Genomic DNA, 20551 nt, shown 5'->3' on the forward strand with positions numbered 1-20551 from the left:
TATTGATGCAACAACGCCCGCACCTACTGTACGACCACCCTCACGGATTGCAAAACGCAACCCTTCTTCCATGGCGATCGGTGAAATCAGCTTTACTTTTACCGAAATGTTATCGCCAGGCATAACCATTTCAACGCCTTCCGGCAATTCAACAGCCCCTGTCACGTCAGTCGTTCTGAAATAGAACTGTGGACGATAGCCGTTAAAGAATGGAGTGTGACGACCACCCTCATCTTTAGACAAGATATAAATTTCCGAATTGAAGTATGAGTGCGGCTTAATGGTGCCTTTGTGCGCCAATACCTGTCCACGCTCAACATCATCTCTCTTTGTGCCTCTCAGCAGAATGCCGACATTATCGCCCGCCTGACCTTGATCAAGCAGCTTGCGAAACATTTCAACGCCAGTACAAGTCGTTGTGGTCGTTGGACGAATACCGACGATTTCAATTTCCTGCCCAACCTTGATAACGCCGCGTTCGATACGCCCGGTAACAACGGTACCACGACCTGAAATCGAGAAGACGTCTTCAATCGGCATCAGGAACGCACCATCCACGGCTCTTTCCGGCAGCGGGATATAGCTGTCTAACGCGTCCACCAGCTTAACTACAGCAGGCACTCCGATGTCACTGGTATCGCCTTCCAACGCCTTCAAGGCTGAACCAATAACGATAGGCGTGTCATCGCCTGGAAAATCATACGTATCCAGCAGCTCGCGAATTTCCATTTCGACCAATTCAATCAGCTCTGCATCATCAACCATGTCCGCTTTATTCAGGAAGACCACAATATAAGGCACGCCCACCTGTCTTGACAGCAGGATATGCTCCCGGGTTTGCGGCATTGGACCATCAGCGGCCGAACAGACCAAAATAGCGCCGTCCATTTGTGCCGCACCGGTAATCATGTTCTTTACATAGTCAGCATGGCCTGGGCAGTCAACGTGCGCATAATGACGCGTGGCTGATTCGTATTCGACGTGTGAGGTTGAAATGGTGATACCACGTGCGCGCTCTTCTGGCGCATTGTCAATCTGATCAAAGGCTTTAACTTCTCCACCTTGGAGCTCAGCCATTACTTTGGTTAATGCAGCAGTTAAAGTAGTTTTACCATGATCGACGTGACCGATTGTGCCGACGTTTACGTGGGGCTTGCTACGTGAAAATTTTTCTTTGGCCATTTGAAATACACCTCTAATAATCAACACAACACATGGAGCTCATAACCGGATTTGAACCGGTGACCTCTTCCTTACCAAGGAAGTGCTCTACCTACTGAGCTATATGAGCTTAATATTTTTTGAATATGGAGCGGGTGATGGGAATCGAACCCACGTGATCAGCTTGGAAGGCTGGAGTTCTACCATTGAACTACACCCGCGGATATTTTTTAATTGATGGTGGAGGGGGGAGGATTCGAACCTCCGAAGGCAGAGCCGGCAGATTTACAGTCTGATCCCTTTGGCCGCTCGGGAACCCCTCCGTTATCGGAAAACCCAGTCATTATCTATCATTAAACTCATGATGTCAACGAATCATTTACCTAGAATTCATTTTATTCATCACTACTACTATATCGCCCGTTACTATCTGCCCAATACAGTTCGCAGCAAAATCAAAAGCTGATAACATCAATTCCCAATCACTCTCGGAAGGGCTGGACAACACAAAATCCGCAACAACCCTTCCTACCAAAGGCCGGCCAATCCCTATTCTTAAGCGATAGAAATTTTTTGCCCCCAGATGAGCAATAATATCACGCAAACCATTATGCCCCGCATGACCACCATCCTTTTTTAGCCTTACTACACCAGGCTCAAAATCAAGCTCATCATGAACAACAAGAACCTCATCCGGCGTTAATTTATAGTATCTGGCAACCTTACCTACAGCCTGACCACTTCGATTCATGAACGTGCCCGGCTTCAATAACAAAACCTTATTACCCGCAACCCCTATCTCCGCCAACTGCCCGTCAAATCGAGATTCGCTAACCCAGACACCATTTGAATCCGATACCAATCTATCTAAAAACAAAAACCCGGCATTGTGCCGGGTTTTTTCGTACTGCCGACCTGGATTACCCAGACCAACTATAAGCTTAATCATATGATTTCTTATAGAGCATTAAGCAACTTCATCTTTACTCGCCTTTGAAGCCATCATTGATGCAACAGGATGATCATGCTCAGGACCCTGAGCCAAAGCTACGATTTCAACACCCGCTGGCAAAACAATATCAGAAAGATGAACTGATTCACCAATATCCAAACCAACCAGATCCACTTCAATATAATCAGGCAAAGCAGTCGGCAAACAAGAAACCTCAACATCAATCATGGCATGAGCTACAATACCGCCCTTTTTTCCACCAACAGATGTTTGCTCATTAGTAAAATGCAACGGCACATGCACTTTCAACGCTTCCGACATAGTTACTCTAAGAAAATCCATATGCAAGACTTGAAATTTTGCAGGATGACGCTGAACACCTTTCAGAACAGCTTTTTCTGTCTTGCCATCAACATTAATATCTAATACATGCGAATAAACCGCCTCATGCGCAAGGTGCTTAATTACTTCATTGTGATTCAGCATAAGCATTTGAGGCTCACTATGCCCGCCGTATATTACCGCTGGCACATTACCTGTGCGACGCGCTCTTTTGGCCGCGCTTTTACCTGATTGCCCACGACTTTCGGCAACAAACTCAAATACGTTAGACATTTTCCTCTCAACCCCGTGCCACTAAGCACAACAAATTAAATTTTACAATCTACGACCGCTAATCCACATAGAGCGAACTTACCGACTCGCCGGCAGCTATACGCCTTATAGTTTCAGCCAACATCTCTGCGACGCTTAACTGTCTTATTCTGCCCGATTCAGCACCCTCTCGACTCAATGGAATGGTATCAGTCACAACCAATTCATCCAGCTCTGAGTTATTTATATTTCTTAAAGCGGAACCCGACAGCACCGCATGAGTACAGTACGCAACCACCTTAATCGCACCATGTTTTTTCAGCGCTTCAGCAGCATGGCACAATGTACCTGCCGTATCAACCAAGTCATCAATCAATACGCAACTGCGCCCATCAACATCCCCAATAATATGCATAATCTCTGCAACATTAGCCTTGGGTCTGCGCTTATCGATAATCGCGAGGTCAGCATCATCCAAACGCTTTGCAAGCGCCCTAGCCCTAACGACACCACCAACATCCGGCGAAACGACAATCAAGTCTTTATATTTTTGTCGCCACACATCCCCAAGAAGAATAGGCGACGAGTAAACATTGTCCACAGGTATGTCAAAAAAACCCTGAATTTGATCCGCATGCAAATCAACCGTCAAAACCCGATCAGCGCCCGCCTGCTCAATCATTTTTGCAACTAATTTTGCACTAATTGGCACCCGAGCTGACCGCGACCTTCTGTCCTGCCTCGCATACCCATAATATGGCATAACCGCAGTTATTCGTGACGCCGAAGCCCGATGAAGAGCGTCTATCATCACCAACAATTCCATTAAATTTTCATTTGTTGGAGAACAAGTCGGCTGAATAACAAAAACGTCCTTACCACGAACATTTTCTTCAATTTCTACAGCGATTTCCCCATCACTGAATCTGCCGACGGTCGCCATTCCGAGGCGCATATTGAGTTTCTTTACTATACCCTCTGACAAAGCTAAGTTAGCATTTCCAGAAAACACCATCACCGAGGTGTCACTCATCAAGCACTCCCAATAGAATTTAACTTAGCGGAGGTAAATAAATGGCTGGGCCGCAAGGATTCGAACCTTGGTATGCGGAGATCAAAACCCCGTGCCTTACCGCTTGGCGACGGCCCAATAATCAAGATATATAGTTACCATTTTTAAGCTTTGAAAACAAAGGCGACTCATTTACACCTTTTACCAGGTACGCCTGCCATTTCTTTTGAAGTGACTGGTACGCACTGGACGCAGCTTTTTCTGAATCGAACTGTGCAAATACACAAGCCCCCGTTCCGGTTAACCTTGCCTCCGAAAACCCAGACAAATCAACCAAAGCATCCCTTACAGACTGGTAACGCTCACGAACCACCCCAAGACAATCGTTTTGGTGTTGGCCCGCTATAAAGTCGGCTATTCTGATCGATTTACTATCCCGTGTCAAATTTTTAGATAAAAATATTTCTTTTGTATCTACATGACAGTCTGGCTTTATCACCACAAACCACTGCTCGGGGATATCTATTCTTCCAAGTTTTTCTCCAACGCCTTCTGCCCATGCCGAATTGCCATATACAAATACAGGCACATCGGCGCCTAAGGCCAGCCCCAATTCCATCAATTTTTCCATTGATAATTGCAGCCCCCACAATGCATTCAGCACAACCAGCGTTGTTGCCGCATCAGAACTGCCGCCACCCAAACCTCCACCCATAGGCAGATTCTTTTTGACCTCGATACAAACCCCTTGCTCACAGCCTGTTTCTGCCTTTAGCAGCCTTGCAGCCCTAACCGTCAAATCATCCGCTTCAGGAACGCCGGGAATGAGGTTTAACAAACTTACCCGCCCGTCATCTACAGGATGAAATGTTATCCAATCGCATAACTCTATAAATTGAAATACTGTCTGCAGTAAATGATAACCATCGCTTCTTTGTCCGGTTATCCGTAACATTAAGTTCAATTTTGCCGGCGCCGGCCATTCTTCCGCCCATGCGGACCGATTAATTTGTTTTTGTATCATTTATAACCCAGTGATCGATGATTAACTTTAATTTGACCTGCTTATTCATAACCATCATTTTGAGCGGCATAGTGCCGTTTTCGACGGGTTGCATTTGCTTGTATTCACTCAACCATCCCGACTGATTAAAGCCGCTATCAGTATCTTTATACGAACCCGACGGCTCAGGCAGACCCACTACCCAATACCGCAATGACCGTACCGGAACAAACATGCCCAATTGTTGATTAATAAACTCTTCCGGTTGCGCTGATGACTGCACATCATCCCCGCCTCGATCAATGGTAACGACATTTCCTTTTAACAGAATAATAACCGTCCCTTGGCCCATGGGCCCGGATAATTTTATATTCTCCCCTTCAGGACTGTGCTCCCAGCTTATATTAGCGGTCCAGGAATCATTTTGCCCCGTTAATGCCAACCGACCTTCAAACGACCAACGCTCCAAATCATAAAGATATTGCCTCGCAACCCTTGAATACTGAGAACCAGGAGCACTTGGCTCAACAGGTACAACCGAACAAGCTGGCAACAGAAGAATCAAACACAACCCGACCAACAACCCTATTTTAAAATGCAACACGCTATTCTTCGCCGCTCAATAGTCTCTTTTGGAAATCCAATAAATATTCATCATCTGGGGCCTTTTTAATAGCCTTATCAAATATTTTTTTAGCCTCCTCTTTTCTACCCAAGACCCACAACACTTCGACAAGATGAGCCGCTATTTCACTTTCCTGTTGCTTCGCATAGGCTCGCTCAAGATAATCCAAGGCTTGTTCACGCCTGCCCAGTTTAAACTGCAACCATCCAAAGCTATCCATAATTACAGCCTCATTCGGTTGTAATTTGAGCGCCTGCTGTAGGTATTTTTCTGCCTCGGCATATCGACTGGCGTTAGCCAGCAAGCTATAACCCAATGCATTTAAGGCCTCAGCGTCACTGGGGTTTTGGACTAATATTTTTTTCAGGTCAGCTTCCAGCACATCCAACCTGTTAATCCGTTCCGCCATCAACGCACGCGTATATAACAAATCTCTTTGATCCGGATGAACAGCCAACGTATCAGTCAACAACTTAAACGCTTTTTCATACTGTCCCTGCTGGCCGTACAACCCAGCCTGCATCAAAGTAATACGCAGCTTTTGTTTTGGAAATTGACCTGCCAATAAGTCCAACCGCGTGCCAGCTTCATCAAATTTTTTGTCTCTTACCAGCAATGAAACTGCCGACAACTTTGATTCAAAAACTAACTGCCCCTCAGTCACTTTGTCAAACCATGCCAACGCCTTTTCCGTATGCCCACGTTTTTCTTCTATTTTTCCCAAATAAAAATTGGCCTGGTTTTGCCATTCAGGCTGATCAAGCAACTGTTTAAAGATATCTTCAGATTTCTCATCATTATTCAACTGCAAATACACTAAAGCCAACGCAATCTGACTCTCAGTATCTTTCGGATTGGCTATAACAATGCTTTGGTAAACATCTGCCGCAGCCTCATATTCCGCTGTCTTTATCAATACTTGCGCCAGTAGTTTTTTAAACTTGTCATTTTCGGGATATTTAAAAGATGCATTTCTCAGCAAGGTTTTTGCCTTATTTAAATCCCCTGAAAATACTGCTATCTGAGCCTGAAATATTAAGGCTTTATCCCAATCAGGCTGAATATTCAAAGCCTGCTGCACTTTCTTTTCAGCCAGCACATTATTTTTCATTTCCATGGCTAATAATGACTGCACAAAATACACCACAGCCTGGTTAGGATTCTTCTCGCCTACAGCTTCCAGTACTTCATAAAAAAAACCAGACTTGTCATCTCTTTGCAGCACACTCGCCAATTCAAGCGCGGTCTTCTCAAACCCAGCAGGGTCTGTCTTCAATAGTGCACTTAAATGATCAACAGAAGCCTGCTTATCGTTAGCCCTCAATGCTGATAATGCAGCAATTTTTCTTGCCGTAGGATTTTTAGGGTCTTGTTTTAACCATAAAGAGACAGCCTCCTCTGTTTTATTGCTATCTCTCATATACATGGCAATTTTTGCCGCCCTTTCTGCAAATCTTGGGTCATTAACACGCTTGGCAGCTTCCATGTAGCCCTCCAGTGCAACGGCATATTGACCTCTTTGCCCCGCAAGCTCTGCCGCCATTAACATATACATCACATCCGGATCTATTGCTGTTTTGATTTCGCTTTGCCGTGTTTCTTTCTTGGGTTCGGCTATCTTGACGGGCTCAAGCACTTCTTCTTGTGCGCTCGGTTTTTCAGGCGAGCTGGCGCAGCCATTAAGAAAAACAAGGATCAGCACTGGAAACAATCTAAAAATTAACACACAATCGTCCTATTTATTGTCTACAAGTATTTTCGCTATAGATTATCAGAAAAATCAGCCGAGTCGGATAGCTGATTTATTCCATTTGGATAATGCCATTATATTTCTTAGAATAAACTGACATAATACAGACCTTAAGGCTCAAGGTAAAAGGTTCGCATTTTAAAAAACCGACTTACACATTGAACCTTGAACCCTTTACCATGAACCTAAGCACATGACACTTCTTGCAGTTGGGATTAATTACAATACCGCGCCAGTCTCGATACGCGAGCGCCTGTCATTCCCTGCCGATATTCTGGAATCCTCGTTGAAGGAACTGTGGCGCATCAAAGGAATCAATGAAGCGGCCATACTGTCGACCTGTAACCGCACTGAATTTTACTGCACATCAACCACAGCGAATAAACAGATCCTGATCGACTGGGTTGCCCAGAGCAAACAAATCAGTGCTGCCGATTTTACGCCCTATCTATACTGCCATACCGATAGCGATCTCATTCGCCATATGTTTCGAGTGGCTTGCGGCCTGGACTCCATGATTCTGGGAGAACCGCAAATTCTGGGGCAGATGAAAACCGCTTATCAGGCCGCCTATGAAGCAGGAACGCTAGGCAAACGCTTGGGCAGACTTTTTCAGTACACTTTTACCGCCGCCAAAAAAGTGCGCACTGACACAGCCATCGGCTCCAGTCCGGTGTCGGTTGCCTTTGCCGCCGTTCAACTGGCACAGCAAATCTTTGACAAACTCAGCGAACAGACCGCCCTGTTAATAGGCGCAGGTGAAACCATAGAGTTGACCGCCCGACATTTATCGCAACAAGGCATTGGCCGCATTATTATCGCTAATCGCACCTACGACAAAGCCCACGCATTGGCCGCGCAATTTAACGGCTACGCGATCGCCTTGTCGGAGTTACCCGCGCATCTGGCCGAAGCCGATATCGTTATCTCGTCAACTGCCAGTCAATTGCCGATACTCGGCAAAGGCCGAGTTGAAAGCGCCTTAAAAAAACGCAAACATAAACCGATGTTCATGGTGGATCTTGCTGTTCCCCGGGATATCGAGGCGGAAGTCGAACAGCTTAGAGATGTCTATCTTTATACTATTGACGACTTGCAGAACACCATAGATCAAAACATGAATTCCCGCCGCCTTGCGGCAGAACAGGCCGAAGAAATAATCGACACTCAAGTTGACCATTTCCTGGCTTGGCTGCGCGCCCAAGGCGCTCAATCAACTATTCAGGATTATCGCCAGCAAGCCGAGCAATCCCGTGACGAAGCTTTGCAAAAAGCAATAGGCTTGTTAAAAAGCGGCGTCCCCGCAGAGCAAGTCCTTAACCGATTGGCTCACAGCCTGACCAACAAACTCATCCATACGCCAAGCACCCAAATCAGAGCGGCAGCCGAAAACGAGCGCCACGATTTGATTGCCGCCGCTCGCGAAATTTTTAAATTATCCAAATCTCAATGAAACCATCCATCCAACATAAACTCGAAAACCTGTGCGAACGCTATGATGAAATTGCCGCCTTGCTTTCGGAACCCGAAGTACAAGGCAACCAGAACAAATTCCGTTCCCTGAGCCAGGAATACGCCCAGATCAATCCGCTGGTTGACTGTTACAAACGCTATCAGCAAACTTTGGAGAGCCTGGCATCGGCCAAAGAAATGGCCAATGACAGCGACCCCGAGCTAAGGGAATTGGCCAAGGAGGAAGCCAGCGATGCGCAAGACCAGTTGGACGCGATCGAGCATGAACTACAAGTATTGTTACTGCCCAAAGATCCCAACGATAATCGCAATATCTTTATAGAGATACGCGCCGGAACAGGCGGCGATGAAGCCGCCATTTTTTCCGGTGACCTGGCCCGCATGTATCAACGGTATGCGGAGCGCAAAGGCTGGCAAACAGAGCTTATCAGCGAAAGCCATGGCGATCACGGCGGTTATAAGGAAGTCATACTGCGGGTTGCCGGCAAGGATGTTTATTCGCAGTTAAAATTCGAATCCGGCGCACATCGAGTGCAGCGCGTTCCCGAGACCGAATCACAAGGCCGTATCCACACCTCGGCCTGCACCGTTGCGATCATGCCGGAAGTCGAAGAAGTCGACGCCATCGACATCAATCCTGCCGATCTTAAAGTCGACACCTTCCGCTCATCAGGAGCGGGCGGCCAGCACATCAACAAAACGGAATCGGCGATACGCATTACCCACATCCCAACCGGCGTTGTCGTCGAGTGCCAGGACGAGCGCTCGCAACATAAAAACCGTGCCCGAGCCATGTCCTTATTGGCATCGCGCCTGTTATCCGCCGAACAGGAAAAACATCACGCGGAACAATCGGCCACCCGTAAACTGCAAGTCGGCAGCGGCGACCGTTCGGAACGTATCCGCACTTACAATTATCCGCAAGGACGCTTAACCGATCATCGCATCAACCTGACGTTGTATAAGCTGGACGACATCATGCAAGGTGGTCTGGAGCAGGTCCTTCAGCCGCTGATCAGCGAGCATCAAGCCGAACTGCTCACTCAGCTGGGTGAAGATTAAGTCAAAATGTGCCGTATAAAATCCGTGCTGGCAGAGGCCGCAGCCGCACTGGCAGCAGTCTCCGATTCAGCTGTGCTGGATGCAGAAGTTTTACTGTGTCTAGTGCTTAATAAACAACGCTCATATCTTCGCACTTGGCCGGACCAGCAATTACAGCCTGAGCATCTAGCCGCTTTTAAGGCGTTGCTTGAACAACGCCACAAAGGCATGCCAGTCGCTTATATCACCGGCAGCCGGGAATTCTGGTCGAGAGATTTTCAGGTTACTCCTGACGTTTTGATTCCAAGACCCGACACCGAGCTGCTCATTGAACTCAGTTTGAATCTGATACCGGCCAATGAACCCACCAAGATCATCGACCTAGGCACAGGTTCGGGCATTATTGCCATCACACTGGCCGCTGAGCGTCCGCATGCCCAAATCAGTGCCACCGATTTTAGCTTGGCCGCGCTGCGTATCGCTCAACTCAATGCCGACAAGCACCATATCAGCAACATCCGGCTTTACCACAGTGACTGGTTTACTGACATTCCTGACACAAAATTCAACCTGATTATCAGCAACCCGCCTTATATTGCGGAAGATGACGGACATCTACAGCAAGGCGATGTCCGGTTTGAGCCGCAAACCGCCTTGTGCGCCGAAGATCAAGGACTTCGGGACATTAAAACCATCGCCGACGCGGCACGCAACTATCTGGAGCCTTGTGGGCACTTGTTGATTGAGCACGGCTACAACCAACAGCAACAAGTCCAAGCCCTGTTTAAGAATTTGCATTATGATAAAGTGCAAACCTATTCAGACTTATCGGGGCAGCCCCGGGTAACTTATGGGCAATGGAATTAATGCCGGGTTATCATGCCTGATACCCTTCAATCCGTTCCAGATAACCCCGTCATCCTGAGACCTACTAATATTATGACTCAAGAACACATCCAAATTCCCCGCAAAATAACCAATCAACTGCTACATCTTGCGCAAATTTCGCCGGATCTTGAAGTATGCGGACTTATCGGCAGTAAAAACGGCCAGCCGAGCAGTTGCTATCCCATTAAAAATACGGCAGAACAGCCACAGCAGCGATTCCAGCTTGATCCCAGCCAGCAAATTTCAGCGATGACAAAAATGCGCGCTCAGGGAGAAGAACTATTTGCGATTTATCATTCTCACCCGACCTCACCGGCCATACCCTCAGTCACCGATTTAAACCTGGCATCTTACCCCGGCGCGCTTTACCTGATCATTTCACTCAACACCAAAGGTATTTTGGAAATGCGCGGCTTTAAAATAAATCAGCAATCAGCCCAGGAAATAGTGCTGTCTTTGGGTGAGGATGGGTAATTTCTTACTTTTTAATAGCTTCCTGAAAACCCCTACAACTTAAAAATAAGAATTTCCAGTCAATTTTATGTAAACTGTGACATTTGTAGCGGTTTTTTACATAAAGTCGGTTCGGGTTAACCTATCGTGCAACTGTTAAAAAAGTTCTTTAGCAAAAAAAACATTTGCAAAGGTATTGTCGGCGTCAGCTTTTTGCAGAACGGCATCGCCGTTGCCATATCGAAGTTCACCGAAGACAATAAATTAACTCTAATACATTGCGAATACATTGATGCGGGAAAATTGACGCATCAACAAGACAAATTGAAAGAACTTGCCGCCCAGCATAATCTTGCCGCGTATGACTGCCATCTGGTACTGACCAGCGATTGCTACCGCCGTATCAACGTGGAGACTCCTCTAGTCGCTGAAAATGAAATGATTGAAGCTATACGCTGGAAAATTAACGAACTCATTGATTTTCCCGTTGACAAGGCCGTCATCGATTATTACCAAACGCCCATGCCCGTTCGCGCAAACAGCAGTAAAATGCTGGAAGTCATAGCCGGCCCCATTGATATCATTACCGAACAAGTCGAAAGATGCACCAAGGCCGGGCTACAGCTTAAAGTAATTGATATCCAGGAAACTACTTTGCGTAATCTGGCGGCGCAATTACCGGAAAATGAGCGCGGCATTGCCCTTTTGTACCTGCTGGAACATTCCGGCACCTTATTGATACAAAAAGCAGGGAGCATTTACGTATCCCGTAAATTTGAGATCGGTTATAGCAAACTGGAATTAGAATATCCGTTCTCCAGCGAAAGCCCGGCCGCAAATGCTCATAGCAGTTTGGCCCTTGAGATACAACGTTCGCTGGATTATGTAGAAAGTTATTACGGAATTTCTCCTATTTCAGCCTTAGCCGTCATCCCCTTGGCGGAAAACACCCATAACCTGCTTGATAGCCTGAGCAGCAATCTTGGCATTGCAGCGCGGATGATAGATCTCTCGACTATTGTTGATTGCGACATTTTAGTGGATGCACCGACTCAATTGCTTTGTGCGCCGGCAATCGGCGCAACATTGCGCTATGCAATAGAAGCGGCATGATACAGCAAGTCAATTTATATCAGGACATTCTTAATCAAGGACGCCATAGATCGGGCACTAACCCATACTGGATCGGCTTTACAGCTATCGTTTTGCTATGTGTCGGATTCAGCGGATACTTAATATGGAGTTTAAAAAACACCGAAACTCAAATACAACAGCTTCGCCAGAATTTGCAAGCAGGACAAGCTCAGGTGAATCTTATCTCGTCGAAAATCCCCAAGCAGGACATAGACGCACAACTCGCCGCAGAAGTCGCGCAGTGGCAAAGCATGGTGGACGAGTTAACACAAGCCATGCAACTGCTATCAGACAAAAGTAAAGACCGCTCACCCGGCTTTTCAAGCTATTTTCAGGCACTGTCCAACCAGTCGATTCCTGATGTCTGGTTACGCGCCTTGTATTTTGACGGGCAACAGCAGATTATCAACATTGAGGGCAGCACATTTAAACCGCAGAAAATCCCTTATTTTCTCCAACAACTGCAAAAAGAATCTGCCTTCAACGGATACTCCTTCGCAAAACTGGTGATGCAGCAGTCAGAAGAAATACCGAACCAAATGGATTTTAAACTCAGCACAACACTGGATGCTCCGGATAAAAAAGACCATGCTCAATAATCTTCAAGCAAAATTCGAAGCCCTGAGTAAACGGGAAAAAATTATCGTGACGGGTGCGGTGCTGATTGTCTTATGGGTTGCCTGGGATAACTTCTTGTATCAACCGATCCGAACAGAACAGCTGGCGCTTCAGCAGGAACTGGTTAGCGTTAAACAACAGATAACCGATCAACAACTCACACTGATCAAGCTTGAAAACAGCACCTATGTAGACCCGAACCTCAATAACCGGAACCAACTTGCCAAGCTAAAAACCGAATACAACCGCTTGCAAGATATTAGGATGCAGAACGACAAAAATTTTGTTCCGCCACATTTAATGGCTATTGCATTAAGCGATATACTCAATCAGAACAACCAGTTAACCCTGATAAAATTGGATACACTGCCGGTAACCACATTGCTTGAATCGAAACAGCCGCAACAAAACCCGATATACAAACACGGGTTGGTAATTACTTTTTCCGGCAGTTACCTGGAAACACTCAATTACTTAAAAGCATTGGAATCGCTGCCTTGGCATCTTATCTGGGAAAGCATCGACTACCAGGTTAAAGAGTATCCGACAGCTGAAACTACAATTAAAGCGTATACGCTTAGCTTCAAGGAGAACTGGCTTGGCGTTTAGGATATTGATATTGCTCGCAGGGCTTGCCTCCATGCCATGTAATGCAGAATTCCGTGACCCGACTCAACCGGCCTACCCGCTCCCGTCAACAACGGCCGATGATGCCGTCAGCGATAGTCCACTGGTTCTGTCGGCTATCTGGATATCATCACATTCAAGACGAGCTACCATTAATGGTATCTCTGCCAAACAAGGCCAAACCATAGTCATAAGACAAACTCCGGATTTAAAACCTGCGCCGGCACATCCCGCGACGACTGAGGATAAAAACACCGGATCACTTGATGCCGCAGCACAGGCAACAACGAGCCCAATGCAAGAAAGCATAACGTCTTTGCAAGGAAATGTGCTTGCTCCACAGTTTCCGGGACAAAGCACTGTAACGGCAGAAGCCGGTACCCGGCAATCGCCGAATACTGTTCATCATGCCGAAACGGCGCCTGCGCGCTCACGCACGATTAAAATCATCAGCATTCGCAAAAACTCGGTCACCATCACCCAAAATGGCGAACTCAAGACCTTGCAACTGGTGCAACGTCCCTACAAAACAACAAATACCAAGTACACACTAAAATGAATAACGCTCATCCAGCCATTGCCGTGGCATTGATATTACTACTGGTATCTTGCAGCTCGCTTCAATCAACCAAGTCATCCAATGTTTCCAGTGTATTTTCCGATACTACGCCAAAAGCCCGTAGCAATGCCCAAGCACCATCAGTCATTATCGATGCCCTGGTTCCTGATTTCAATCAAACCTTAGCCACTTCACAAGCTACAACACAGCAAACACGCCTCAACATTTCGGTTAATGAAGTGGATGCGCGTGAGTTCTTTATGGGGTTGGTTGTAGACACCGATGAAAACATGCTGGTACACCCTGAAGTAACCGGTACCATTTCGTTGGAACTAAAGAATGTAACCATTGCACAAGTCCTTGATGCCGTACAAAAAGTCTATGGCTATGATTACAAAAAAAACGATATGGGTTACATCATCTACCCGGCTACATTACAAACAAAAACCTTTAAAATAGACCGGCTGGATTTGCTACGGATAGGCAATTCAAATACCTCCGTGTCGTCCGGAAAACAGTCCGGTCAAAGCAATTCACAGGGATACAACAATCAACAGGGCAGCTACAATCAGCAAGGCAATGCCAATCAAGCCGGCAATCCCATGGGAGCCAGTCCGCAGGGCTACGGGAGTACGCAAACCTCCAACTCATCCAGCAGCTCCGTACGCACCGTTACGAATACTGATTTCTGGCAGGAAATGAAAGATTCCCTTACTCATATTCTTGCCGTCGATCCACAGGCAACCGTCGATATTAACCAACAATCGGGCATCGTGATTGTCCGGGCAAAACCCATGCAGCTGCGGGAGATCGAAAATTTCCTGTCTACCACCCAGACTCAAATCAGCCGTCAAGTCACTCTTGAAGCTAAAATACTGGAAGTGACTCTGGATGATAGCCACCAAGACGGCGTTAACTGGGAAAGTATCGTCAGAGAAGGCATTAACAAAGCCCCACTGCTGACCGGCATAGGCGGCGTGATGGACCCCACTGTGTTTGCTTCTGTTTTTACCTTGGGCGGTCATGCGGGCGATTTTCGTGCTTTTGTCGAGCTGATGGGAACTCAGGGAAAAACCAACGTGCTGTCCAGTCCGAGAATTTCGACGTTAAATAATCAAACAGCCATCATTAAAGTGGGTCAGGATGAATATTTTGCTTATGACATTCAATCCAGTAATGTTCCTACCGGCGGCACAGCAAACATTATCACCACACCTTATCCCAAGCTGGATGTTTTCTTTTCCGGCATAGCGCTGGATGTTACACCGCAAATCGATGACGATGAGAATATCACCCTGCACATCCATCCTTCCATTACACAGGTTACAGAAGTAACCAAAACTTTTGGCAATTCCATAGGCCCGCTACCAATGGCGCTCACCACAGTCAGAGAATCAGATAGCATAGTCAAGGCTAAAAACGGCCAGGTTATTGTGCTGGGTGGCCTGATGCAGGAGAATGATGATGAACAAAAACAAGGCGTCACGGGCTTAGCCGCAATTCCTTATATCGGCAACCTGTTTAGAGTCAACACCGGCTCAACCCAAAAATCAGAACTGATTATATTGCTCAAAGCCTCTTTTATCGGCAGTGACGCAGATTGGCAAAAGGATATAAATTCCAGCAAACAACGTTTTGAAAGGCTTGACTCGCAGCCGCGCTGGAAATAAGTTGTATAGAATATGGATATTGCTCCCGCATCGGCCAAAGCAGCTACAGCTGGCTCCCTTAAACATGCAGTCTCCAACATTGTGTAAGAGCACCAGATCGAACGCAAGATAACCCGACTACAATAGCGGCAATATTTTTATAAAACAGTTTAAAGTTATTTATGTATAGAACACACTTTGGCCTCAATAGTCAGCCATTTGGTTTAACGCCTGACACACAGTTTTTTTGTGAGCTACCCTCCCATTTAGAAGCGCTCAATGTGTTGCTGATTGCTTTGCATAACGGCGAAGGGTTCATCAAAATTACCGGCGATGTCGGCACCGGCAAGACCATGCTCTGTCGAAAATTGCTTAATGAATTACCCGAACCTTTTGAAACCTCGTACATCCCCAACCCACGTTTGCCGCCGGTGGGCTTGCTCATGGCAATTGCCGATGAAATGGGTGTTGAATATTCCCGCCACATCGGACAAAACGGGTTAATGAAGTTAATTAATGACGCTCTGATCAATTGCGCTGTTGCCGGGAAAAAACCGGTACTGATCATTGATGAAGCGCAGTCCATGTCGATCGAAACATTAGAGGCATTGCGGCTGGTCACCAATCTGGAAACTGAAAAGCAAAAGCTGCTGCAAATTGTGCTATTCGGACAGCCCGAACTTGACGAACAGCTGCATAACAAAGCCATCCGGCAGCTCAGACAGCGCATCACCTTTAGTTATGCGCTTAAACCGCTCACGCCAAAAAATGTTGCTGATTACGTTAAACACCGGTTACGTATTGCCGGCATGGGCAATCTAAGTATTTTTTCCGGGCTGGCTATCCGCACTATGCACTATTACAGCCGAGGCATACCCAGACTGGTTAATATCTTAGCCAATAAAGCGATGCTGTCAGCTTACGGCAAAGGCCATTCGTCAATAAGTGCCAAACAAGTTTATCTAGCCGCTCTGGATACCGAAGACGCTAATACCAATTTCAAGCTGTTTGGCTTTCGCAAGCGCTATTTAGTGCTGCTGTTACTCGCGATTATCGGCTACTTCTCGGCATTTATGGCAGCCAAGTTATGAGCCTGATTAACCAGATGCTACGCGACTTGGAAAGTCGTAAAACATCCAATAATACGCCACCCACTCTGCAACTTAATATACAGGCAACTCAACCTTTGCCTTCGAAAACACCCCTCCTGCTCTGGAGCTTATTAACTGTTACTGTGACAGGCGGTGTCTATTCGGCTTATCAATACAGCAAAACGCCAGCTAAGACTTCTTCAGTAATTGTTGCCGACAACATCAAAGAAGATCCGATTCCTGCTGTAGCTTATGAAAAGGTATTGGTTGCGCCAAATGCCGTTACTAACCCTACGCCCAACATCGAACCTAAGCCATCCGAAAACACAACAACTCATCCGGTCTCAGCTGCCCAACCCGCACCGGCAGTTCAGACAGCACCCATAATTCAACCCGCCCCCCCAGTTCAACCGGCCCAAACAACAGTTCCTGCTGTTCCCCCCCCTTCTGAGATTGTCTCTGAGCCACCTGCCAAGAAAATGCCTACCGCATCTAAACCGGCCTTAGTCAAATCAATAACGGCTCAAAAACAAGCGGATGCGCTCTATCGCCAGACAGAAAGTAACTCCGAAGATTATTCGGCAACCTATAAACTTGAACAAACCCTTAAGCTTGATCCGAGGCATCTCAAGGCTCGGCTGTTGTTGGCTAAAAAGCTGCACGATCAAGGACAAGTTAGCAGGACTGCCGAACTGCTGGATCAAGGCCTCGCTTTATTTCCTGACAACCTACAATTTATCAACACCCGTGCCCAGCTATATCTGCAACAGAAAAACCCTAACGATGCGCTTAAAACACTACAGCGCATTGATTTAATAAATAGCTCTAACGGAACTTATCTGTCGTTATTGGCAGCAACTTACCAACAGCTGCAATCTTTTGCTAGTGCGGCTAAAGTTTATCAACGGCTGGTAACCGTCAATCCGGAAAAAGCCGAAAACTGGCTGGGTCTAGCCTTATCGCAAGAAAAAATCGGTAATACAAAACTTGCCACCGAGGCCTATCAACAGGCGCTAAGCAAAAACACTCTGAAAGAATCCATTACTCACTATATTAAGCAGCGATTAACCGAGCTTAGGTAAATGTTTGATCCCTCATTAACGGTAGGTTTTATTACCAGCTTAAAGGAGAAAAGCGAGGAGACAAGTATTGCACGGAACAGCCACGACCACGCACGCTACCAAAGCAAAAATACAGGCGTCTGAAGGCGAGCCTCAGAGAGATAGCCAACAAAGCCACACATCAAATCCCAAAACAACCCACAAATGGAAATACCGGGGCGTTTAAAGGCCTATGTCCTGGCTACCTGCACATTGAACACCGTCTCAATCAACTTGGGCAAGGACAAAGGGTACCTCTTTGTCGCCATTGATCGATCTACGCGCCATGTCTGTGTAAAATTGCACAACAGCAAGCGGACGGAAACCGCATGACGGCGTAGAGGCGCATTTATATGGTATATCCTAAACTTAACTTCAACCTCAAATTGCCTGCTCTTGGACGCATACCGCCTTTCGAGGCCATACTTGAGTATTTTACGATCAATCCTGAGCTCTTAATTGTGGGTCTAAACGCTTATCCTATTAGGAAATAGCCGCATCATGCTATATGAATCAGCGTTAATACAACAATGAGACGATGAGTAAATCATAATATTGCCGTCCGGCTTAAACTTAAGCCGGACGTTAAACTATTTGGTTAATTTTGCGCTCAACTGTCCTGACCACAGACCAAAGTATGTACCAACTATAATAGAGACGGATATTACAACTAAAGGGTTATCCAAAGAAACGCTCAGCAGAATGTCTTTAGTCAATTTTCCGGGAGTTTGCAACAAGTAAGCAAATGTAGAAGAATAACCCAATACGCTTGCAGGTATAGTTGCTAGAGCCGGAATGTTCGCAGCAAGACACATAACAACAACGGAGAAAGTTACAGTGACAGCAGCCCAGAACGGGAAGCCAAGAACGGCTGTAGACGGAATATTAGTAATTTGAATAGCTGCCAACCAAGCCATAAATACGCCGAAAATTCCGCACACGATAGTGTTTTTTAATGCTTCTTGAGTGGCGCCCAGAAAAAAGAAAGCTGCCCAAGCAATAGTTGCCGCCCATATAAAAAAAATGCCACTAAGAGGTCCTACGGCCAAGAACGTTGCGAGACCAGCTAAACCGGCGATACTTATTGAAAGTGCTGTAAGATTATTCATAGTATATTCCCAAAATTCACCTCACTTATTGTTTAGTTAGATTTCGCATTGAGGTGGTTCTACGAAACATAACGCCCTACGTCTTGAGTTAACCAGCAACAAAATTATATCTAATCCGATATTAGCAGATATTACTTTTACAATAAACATCAGCCTCTAAAACGCTTAATTTGGCATAACTCAATACACTCCCATAAATTCGTATTGTAAATTCAGCTTACCTTAAATAAATAGATTGTTCTTTGCCGTGCTCTAATAAAAACTGACAGCTCGATAGGTTGACAAAATAACTCAACCAAAGCAAGGGTAATCCACCGATGAATCAGAAATGTCGAACGTTTGATGCCAACTTCAAGTTGCAAGTGCTACAAATGATTAAAGGTCTAAGGCCTGAGTATCAGCCAGATTTGCCAGAATATGAATCTGGGTGAAACCGCAGTATGTCGCTGGTTAAAGCAGGTCGACAATGAACTGACTGGAGGTAGGGGAATCGGCGCTGCTGACTGCCGATCAATGGCGTATCCGCCAGCTGGAAGCTGAAGTTCGCCAACTCCCGCAGGATAACGATATCTTAAAAAAGGCTTCAGCCTTCTTTGCCCGGTAACTAAAATGAACTATCGGCTGGTTCAACAGTTGCAACAGTTGCAACAGAAGGCTATTCCTGTTCAACAGAACTGCCAGGGGCTAGAGATCACTATCATGCGGCTCGACAAAGCCCTCAGGCCGTCTGCGCAACGACAGTCCATCTGCCGCGGTGCGTTCGAAGCTTCGGGGCGCAGCTATGGCAGTCGGCGGCTGCGCGATGTGCTCAATCATCAAGGCGTCCGCATCGGCCGTTATCACGTACGAAGCCTCATGCGCACCCATCAGCTTAAACCCGTGTGGCGGCGCAAGTTTGTCCATACCACCGACAGCCGACACGACCTGCCGGTGCTCGACAATGTGTTGAATCGCCAGTTTGAACAGTCCGCAATCAATTAGGCCTGGGTGGGTGGCGGACATCACCTACATCCGCGTCCGTAACAGCTGGTTGTATCTGGCCGTGGCATTGGATTTGTTTTCACGCGAGATTGTGGGTTGGGCGATGGCACCGAATAGACCGGCCGAGTTGGTATGCTCCGCCTTGCAGATGGCGATTACTTAGCGGCAGCCAATATGGCCAGCCAGGATTATCGGAATTTGCTGAGTCAATACAGTTTACAGACAGCATGAGCCGTAAAAGCAACTGCTGGGAAGCTCGCCGACTGAGCGGTTTTTCTAAGCTTAAAGTACGAGCAGCTTAATTAGGAGAAATTCAGAACTAAAGAGGCGGCAAAGCTGAATATTGTTAATTATTTGGATTTTTATAATGGCAAACGCGCGCATTCAAAATTGAGCTGCCAGTCCCCGCTGGAATTTGAGCAGAAATTCCATAAGAAGTATGCTTAAGAAAGCGCCCTGTTTTAGATGACCATTACAGTCGTATAAATAAGATGCGCATAAACAGGAAATTTTGCGTTGTCATAAATTAAGTTAAAATCGCCACTCAATTTATTTAGACCATAAAGCTACAGCCAACAAAAATCCCCTCTATCTATACTTTCGCGTATTAATCAGAGTGGTAACCAGGGCAATCGCGCTATCTCGCCATTGACAGGACAAGAAGTATAGAATTGGCAATTTGCAGAGATAACAAGAATGTTACCCAATCCGCTGCCGTATTTCGAAGACCT

Annotated in this window: 19 protein-coding genes, 4 tRNA genes and 1 pseudogene; 12 read left to right on the forward strand and 12 right to left on the reverse strand. The window is 46.4% G+C overall.

Features of this window, described 5'->3' with window-relative positions:
* From tuf to M0R47_RS18785, 11 genes are all read right to left on the reverse strand, one after another.
* On the reverse strand, positions 1-1182 hold a 1182-nt coding region (tuf, locus tag M0R47_RS18735; protein WP_292557629.1), incomplete at its 3' end, for an elongation factor Tu.
* Between the two features lie 33 nt (positions 1183-1215).
* Positions 1216-1291: transfer RNA gene (locus M0R47_RS18740), tRNA-Thr, on the reverse strand.
* A gap of 17 nt (positions 1292-1308) precedes the next feature.
* A tRNA-Gly gene (locus M0R47_RS18745) sits at positions 1309-1382 on the reverse strand.
* 17 nt (positions 1383-1399) lie between these two features.
* Positions 1400-1484, reverse strand: a tRNA-Tyr gene (locus M0R47_RS18750).
* 56 nt (positions 1485-1540) lie between these two features.
* Positions 1541-2110, reverse strand: a complete 570-nt coding sequence (gene pth, locus M0R47_RS18755) for an aminoacyl-tRNA hydrolase (RefSeq protein ID WP_292557631.1) — start codon at positions 2108-2110, stop codon at positions 1541-1543.
* An 18-nt stretch (positions 2111-2128) separates the two neighbouring features.
* Positions 2129-2728 (reverse strand): 50S ribosomal protein L25/general stress protein Ctc, encoded by a 600-nt coding sequence (locus M0R47_RS18760; RefSeq protein ID WP_292557633.1) that lies wholly within the window; start codon positions 2726-2728, stop codon positions 2129-2131.
* Positions 2729-2786: 58 nt separating this feature from the next.
* Complete coding sequence (locus M0R47_RS18765; protein WP_292557635.1) at positions 2787-3740, reverse strand: ribose-phosphate diphosphokinase; 954 nt, start codon at positions 3738-3740, stop codon at positions 2787-2789.
* Between the two features lie 42 nt (positions 3741-3782).
* Positions 3783-3857: transfer RNA gene (locus M0R47_RS18770), tRNA-Gln, on the reverse strand.
* A 4-nt stretch (positions 3858-3861) separates the two neighbouring features.
* Complete coding sequence (gene ispE / locus M0R47_RS18775) at positions 3862-4743, reverse strand: 4-(cytidine 5'-diphospho)-2-C-methyl-D-erythritol kinase (protein ID WP_292557637.1); 882 nt, start codon at positions 4741-4743, stop codon at positions 3862-3864.
* Entirely contained in the window at positions 4724-5326 is a 603-nt protein-coding gene (gene lolB, locus M0R47_RS18780) for a lipoprotein insertase outer membrane protein LolB (RefSeq protein ID WP_292557638.1), read from the reverse strand. The genes ispE and lolB overlap by 20 nt, the downstream gene beginning before the upstream one ends.
* Position 5327: 1 nt before the next feature.
* On the reverse strand, positions 5328-7073 hold the full coding sequence (locus M0R47_RS18785; RefSeq protein ID WP_292557640.1) for a tetratricopeptide repeat protein: 1746 nt from the start codon (positions 7071-7073) through the stop codon (positions 5328-5330).
* A gap of 217 nt (positions 7074-7290) precedes the next feature.
* Between M0R47_RS18785 and hemA the strand changes: the two genes are divergently transcribed.
* The 11 genes from hemA to M0R47_RS18840 all read left to right on the forward strand — a co-directional run bounded on the left by hemA (position 7291) and on the right by M0R47_RS18840 (position 17712).
* Positions 7291-8550 carry a glutamyl-tRNA reductase gene (gene hemA, locus M0R47_RS18790; RefSeq protein ID WP_292557642.1) on the forward strand — a complete coding sequence of 420 codons (1260 nt, stop codon included), beginning with the start codon at positions 7291-7293 and terminating at the stop codon, positions 8548-8550.
* The gene (gene prfA / locus M0R47_RS18795; protein ID WP_292557644.1) at positions 8547-9632 is read left to right on the forward strand and encodes a peptide chain release factor 1; all 1086 of its coding nucleotides are present in this window, start codon (positions 8547-8549) and stop codon (positions 9630-9632) included. Before hemA ends, prfA begins: the two co-directional genes overlap by 4 nt.
* Before the next feature lie 6 nt (positions 9633-9638).
* Positions 9639-10478, forward strand: coding sequence for a peptide chain release factor N(5)-glutamine methyltransferase (prmC, locus tag M0R47_RS18800; RefSeq protein ID WP_292557646.1), 840 nt, complete (start codon positions 9639-9641; stop codon positions 10476-10478).
* Positions 10479-10550: 72 nt separating this feature from the next.
* Positions 10551-10973 (forward strand): M67 family metallopeptidase, encoded by a 423-nt coding sequence (locus M0R47_RS18805; RefSeq protein ID WP_292557668.1) that lies wholly within the window; start codon positions 10551-10553, stop codon positions 10971-10973.
* Positions 10974-11099: 126 nt separating this feature from the next.
* Positions 11100-12065: a pilus assembly protein PilM gene (gene pilM / locus M0R47_RS18810; protein ID WP_292557648.1), complete on the forward strand. Its 966-nt coding sequence runs from the start codon at positions 11100-11102 to the stop codon at positions 12063-12065.
* Positions 12062-12685: a hypothetical protein gene (locus tag M0R47_RS18815; protein ID WP_292557650.1), complete on the forward strand. Its 624-nt coding sequence runs from the start codon at positions 12062-12064 to the stop codon at positions 12683-12685. Before pilM ends, M0R47_RS18815 begins: the two co-directional genes overlap by 4 nt.
* A complete protein-coding gene (locus M0R47_RS18820) occupies positions 12675-13313 on the forward strand; it encodes a hypothetical protein (protein WP_292557653.1) in 639 nt (212 codons plus the stop codon). The genes M0R47_RS18815 and M0R47_RS18820 overlap by 11 nt, the downstream gene beginning before the upstream one ends.
* Entirely contained in the window at positions 13303-13890 is a 588-nt protein-coding gene (locus tag M0R47_RS18825; RefSeq protein ID WP_292557655.1) for a hypothetical protein, read from the forward strand. Before M0R47_RS18820 ends, M0R47_RS18825 begins: the two co-directional genes overlap by 11 nt.
* Positions 13887-15560 (forward strand): secretin N-terminal domain-containing protein, encoded by a 1674-nt coding sequence (locus M0R47_RS18830; protein ID WP_292557657.1) that lies wholly within the window; start codon positions 13887-13889, stop codon positions 15558-15560. Before M0R47_RS18825 ends, M0R47_RS18830 begins: the two co-directional genes overlap by 4 nt.
* Before the next feature lie 161 nt (positions 15561-15721).
* Positions 15722-16630, forward strand: a complete 909-nt coding sequence (locus M0R47_RS18835; protein WP_292557660.1) for an AAA family ATPase — start codon at positions 15722-15724, stop codon at positions 16628-16630.
* A complete protein-coding gene (locus M0R47_RS18840) occupies positions 16627-17712 on the forward strand; it encodes a tetratricopeptide repeat protein (protein ID WP_292557663.1) in 1086 nt (361 codons plus the stop codon). The genes M0R47_RS18835 and M0R47_RS18840 overlap by 4 nt, the downstream gene beginning before the upstream one ends.
* 608 nt (positions 17713-18320) lie before the next feature.
* Here the strand turns inward: M0R47_RS18840 and M0R47_RS18845 are convergent.
* Entirely contained in the window at positions 18321-18839 is a 519-nt protein-coding gene (locus tag M0R47_RS18845; RefSeq protein ID WP_292557665.1) for a DUF1097 domain-containing protein, read from the reverse strand.
* Between the two features lie 317 nt (positions 18840-19156).
* Between M0R47_RS18845 and M0R47_RS18850 the strand changes: the two are divergent.
* A pseudogene (locus M0R47_RS18850) lies at positions 19157-20267 on the forward strand (IS3 family transposase).
* Positions 20268-20551 lie beyond the last annotated feature (284 nt).

Origin of the sequence: Methylobacter sp. (assembly GCF_023227905.1) — a bacterium.
Taxonomy (GTDB): Bacteria; Pseudomonadota; Gammaproteobacteria; order Methylococcales; family Methylomonadaceae; genus Methylobacter_A.

Excerpts from the sequence above, each read along its gene's own strand:
- pth (WP_292557631.1), bottom strand. The coding sequence starts at position 2,110 with ATGATTAAGCTTATAGTTGGTCTGGGTAATCCAGGTCGGCAGTACGAA.
- M0R47_RS18760 (WP_292557633.1), bottom strand. The coding sequence starts at position 2,728 with ATGTCTAACGTATTTGAGTTTGTTGCCGAAAGTCGTGGGCAATCAGGT.
- M0R47_RS18765 (WP_292557635.1), bottom strand. The coding sequence starts at position 3,740 with ATGAGTGACACCTCGGTGATGGTGTTTTCTGGAAATGCTAACTTAGCT.
- ispE (WP_292557637.1), bottom strand. The coding sequence starts at position 4,743 with ATGATACAAAAACAAATTAATCGGTCCGCATGGGCGGAAGAATGGCCG.
- hemA (WP_292557642.1), top strand. The coding sequence starts at position 7,291 with ATGACACTTCTTGCAGTTGGGATTAATTACAATACCGCGCCAGTCTCG.
- prfA (WP_292557644.1), top strand. The coding sequence starts at position 8,547 with ATGAAACCATCCATCCAACATAAACTCGAAAACCTGTGCGAACGCTAT.
- prmC (WP_292557646.1), top strand. The coding sequence starts at position 9,639 with ATGTGCCGTATAAAATCCGTGCTGGCAGAGGCCGCAGCCGCACTGGCA.
- M0R47_RS18805 (WP_292557668.1), top strand. The coding sequence starts at position 10,551 with ATGACTCAAGAACACATCCAAATTCCCCGCAAAATAACCAATCAACTG.
- M0R47_RS18815 (WP_292557650.1), top strand. The coding sequence starts at position 12,062 with ATGATACAGCAAGTCAATTTATATCAGGACATTCTTAATCAAGGACGC.
- M0R47_RS18820 (WP_292557653.1), top strand. The coding sequence starts at position 12,675 with ATGCTCAATAATCTTCAAGCAAAATTCGAAGCCCTGAGTAAACGGGAA.
- M0R47_RS18830 (WP_292557657.1), top strand. The coding sequence starts at position 13,887 with ATGAATAACGCTCATCCAGCCATTGCCGTGGCATTGATATTACTACTG.
- M0R47_RS18835 (WP_292557660.1), top strand. The coding sequence starts at position 15,722 with ATGTATAGAACACACTTTGGCCTCAATAGTCAGCCATTTGGTTTAACG.
- M0R47_RS18840 (WP_292557663.1), top strand. The coding sequence starts at position 16,627 with ATGAGCCTGATTAACCAGATGCTACGCGACTTGGAAAGTCGTAAAACA.
- M0R47_RS18845 (WP_292557665.1), bottom strand. The coding sequence starts at position 18,839 with ATGAATAATCTTACAGCACTTTCAATAAGTATCGCCGGTTTAGCTGGT.